This window comes from Streptomyces tendae, from assembly GCF_014650435.1.
Lineage (GTDB): Bacteria > Actinomycetota > Actinomycetes > Streptomycetales > Streptomycetaceae > Streptomyces > Streptomyces tendae.
In genome coordinates, this window is sequence record NZ_BMUY01000051.1 from 1 (window position 1) to 3,683 (window position 3,683).

The 3,683-nt window shown below is 64.5% G+C and carries 2 protein-coding genes; both read left to right on the top strand.

The annotated features are described in order from the left end of the window. A partial coding sequence (locus IE258_RS40340; RefSeq protein WP_229892769.1) for a thioesterase domain-containing protein occupies nucleotides 1-1,410 on the top strand: 1,410 nt, incomplete at its 5' end. A 250-nt stretch (nucleotides 1,411-1,660) separates the two neighbouring features. Further along, nucleotides 1,661-3,683, top strand: a 2,023-nt coding sequence (locus IE258_RS40345) for a condensation domain-containing protein (protein ID WP_189750764.1), incomplete at its 3' end; no start/stop codon positions are given.

Consider the following 3,683-nt stretch of genomic DNA (forward strand, 5'->3'; position numbering starts at 1 on the left):
ACGGGTGATGTGGTGCGCTGGGACGGTGAGGGCCGGCTGGAGTTCGTGGGGCGGGCCGACGACCAGGTCAAGCTGCGCGGTTTCCGTATCGAGCTGGAGGAGGTCGAGGCGGCGCTGGCACGCCATCCGGGCATCTCGCAGGCGGCTGTGATGGTGCGTGAGGATCAGCCGGGAGACAAGCGCCTGGCCTGCTACGTGGTGCCGGCCACGGACGCCGTACCCGACCCGCGCGCGCTGCGTGAGCATGCCGCAGCGGAGCTGCCCGACTACATGGTGCCCGCCGCCTTCGTCGCCCTGGATGCCATTCCCCTGACCCTCAACGGGAAAGTCGACCGGAAGGCGCTGCCCGTCCCCCCGACCACCGCCGCTTTGACAAGCCGACTCCCCCGGACACCGAGGGAAGAACTGCTCGCACGACTCTTCGCCGACGTGCTCGGACGTGAATCCGTCGGGATCGACGACAGCTTCTTCGATCTCGGAGGACACTCCCTCCAGGCTGCCCGTCTGGTCAGCCGCATCCGCAAGGCCATGAGCGCCGGCCTGAACATCCGAGACCTGTTCGAGGCACCCACCGTGGCCGCACTGGCCGCGAGGCTTGCCTCCGGCCACACGTCCGACGCGTGGGAGGTGCTGCTGCCTCTGCGGACCACCGGTGACAGGCCTCCTCTGTTCTGCGTCCATCCCGGCTTCGGGCTCAGCTGGTCCTATCTGGGATTCGCCGCGCACCTGCCGGACGATCTGCCTCTCTACGGACTGCAGGCCAGGAGCCTTCAACACACCACGGACCTGCCGGGCAGTGTCGACGAGATGGCGGACGCCTACCTCGCGCGGATCCGCTCGGTGCAGAAGGCAGGGCCCTATCACCTGTTGGGCTGGTCGTTCGGTGGTCTCGTGGCCCACCAGATCGCGGTCAAACTCCAGGAACAGGGCGAAGTCGTGGCCCTGCTGGCGGTGCTCGACTCCTATCCCGAAGCGTCCTCCGACGCGCTGACCACCGCGGAGGAAGAGGAATTCGAGACCCTGCTCTCTTCTTTCGGTGAGGCGACGGACGAGGATCACAGGAAGTCGTGCGTCCAGGAGGCACGCCCGTCTGTTCACCGGATAGCAAGCGGACTGACAGATCTCGACGACGACCGACTCGCCGCCGTTCTGTACACTTACGCGCGCAACGTTCGTCTGATGCGAGAGTTCACGCCCGGGAAGTTCCACGGCGAACTCGTTTTCTTCTCTGCGAGCGCGGAGCAGACGGCGGACACCCGCGCCGCAGACGTGTGGGAAGAGTACGTTGTCGGCCCGATATCCGTGGAAGAAATCGACTGCACGCACGGCGAAATGACGCAGCCACCCGCTCTGGCCGCCATCGGCCGGCTTCTCAGCGCAGAACTGCGGCGCATCACCGTCGGCATGTAGGCCCTGTCCGGCCCTCATCGCGGGCCCGGGACGCCTGGCATTGGAGCTTCAGAGCCGTGCGATCACCGCACCAAAAGCCCTGAGTTGATCCGCGAAGATCGACCGGACAGAACCCTACTATTCACTGCTGAAGGCGCGTGCCAGGCCCATGTGCCTGCGACGCCCCTGCCTGTCTTCGTGCCGGTATGAGACATCATCTGCGTCGGCCTTGTATGAGCCGAGCCACAAGGAAGCAAAGAGGGTTCGACGAATGAACGCATCGGAAACACGTCATCGGCAGCTCAGTGCTGCACAGACCGACATCTGGCTCGCCAGTCAGATATTCGACTCGTCCGCAGCGTATAACATTGCGGAATACATTGAGATTCATGGTGCCGTCGATGCGGACATATTCGAACAGGCCTACCGGCAGACGCTTCGTGACTTCGACAGTCTGCGTATCCGGCTGCGCGAGGGTGAGGACGGTCCTTATCAGATCGTCGCCGATCCCGACGACGTGGAGTGGTCCCTCATGGTCTTCGACTTCACCGCCGAGGCCGATCCCGAGGTAGCTGCCCGGCGGGTGATGCTTGAGGACCTGCACCGCGCGAAGGATATTCTGCGGGATCCGCTGTTCACGTCCTTCCTGGTGAAAATATCAGAGGCGAAATTCATCTGGTACCACGGCTATCACCACATCATTGTAGATGGCTCTAGCGGACAACTGATCGCGGCCCGGGTTAGCGATGTGTACACGGCTCTGATGCGCGGTATCACTCCACCGGCGGTCGGGAACTCCACCCTGGACACCATTCTCGATCACGACGCCGAGTACCGGTCGTCAAAGGATTTCGAACTCGACCAGCAGCACTGGCTCGGCCGGCTGGACGGCGGCGCCGATGTGGTCAGCTTCACGGAACGGGCCGGGTCCGGGACGCCTGCACGCTTCCTTCGCGAAGTCCATTACGTCTCGCAGGAGAAACTGAACCACTATCGGACGACGGCCCGCCTCGCCGGAACGAGTTGGTCGGGCCTGATCATCGCGGCCACCGCCGGGTATCTTCACCACCTCACCGGCGAGAAGGAACTGTTCCTGGGGCTTCCCGTAGCTGCTCGTGCTGGAAAGGCCGTCCGCCAGGCCGTCGGTATGGTCTCGAATCAGTTGCCGCTGGCCGTCCAGGTGCGTCCCGATATGACGGTCTCCGACCTGCTGGTCGGAGTGAAGAACGAGATCCGGCAGTTGTTGCGCCACCAGCGGTACCGGAACGAGGACATCCGTCGCTCGCTGAAGATGTCGGACAACGGGCAGAGGCTGTTCGGACCCACGGTCAACATCATGTCCCTCGACTACGGGAAGCTGGCCTTCGATGGGCATCCACTGACTCCGAACAACCTGTCCAACGGTCCTGTCGATGACTTCGCCATCAACGTGTTCGAGAGGGGGGACGGGAACGGGCTGGAGATCGCGTTCGACGCGAATCCCGCCCTGTACTCCCAGGACGAGGTGGCCGCGCACGGGAAACGCTTCCTCCGCTACCTGGAGGCGTTCGCGGCCGACATCCAATCGCCGGTGGGGCGTGTCCGGTCGCTAGCCCCCGAGGAGCGCGCACAGATCCTGGGTGAGTGGAACAACACCGCGCGTCCCCTGACTCAGGGCACGGTGAATGACGTGTTCGCAGCCCGGGTGGCACAGACTCCTCACGCCCCGGCGGTGATGTGCGAGGACGAGGTCCTCACCTACGCCGAGCTGGAGTTGCTGTCGAACCGGCTGGCACATCACCTCATCAACCTGGGTATCGGCGGCGAGGACCGGGTGGCCGTGCTGCAAGAGCGGTCCCTCGGCCTGGTGATCTCGATTCTGGCGATCGTCAAGGCCGGCGCGGCATACGTGCCCTTGGATGCGCGCGCACCCGAGAGCCGCCTGCGGTTGATGATGGCGGACACACGGGCGTCGGTTCTCCTGACCGATCACGCGTCCGCGCACGTGTCCTTCGTCCACGATGCGCAGGTGATCGTCGTCGACGAGTCACTCCTGAGGGAGGACACGCCCGCCCCGCGCCCCGAAGTGAGCGTCCACGGGCAGCAGTTGCTGTGCGTGATGTACACCTCCGGGTCCACCGGTGTCCCGAAGGGTGTGGGGACCACCCACCGTGACGTGGTGAGTCTGGGGCTGGACGAGTGGTGGCGGTCGGGCAGTCACGCGCGCGTCCTCTTCCATTCTCCGCAGGCTTTTGACGCTTCGACCTACGAGTTGTGGGTGCCGTTGTTGTCGGGTGGTTCGGTGGTGGTGGCTC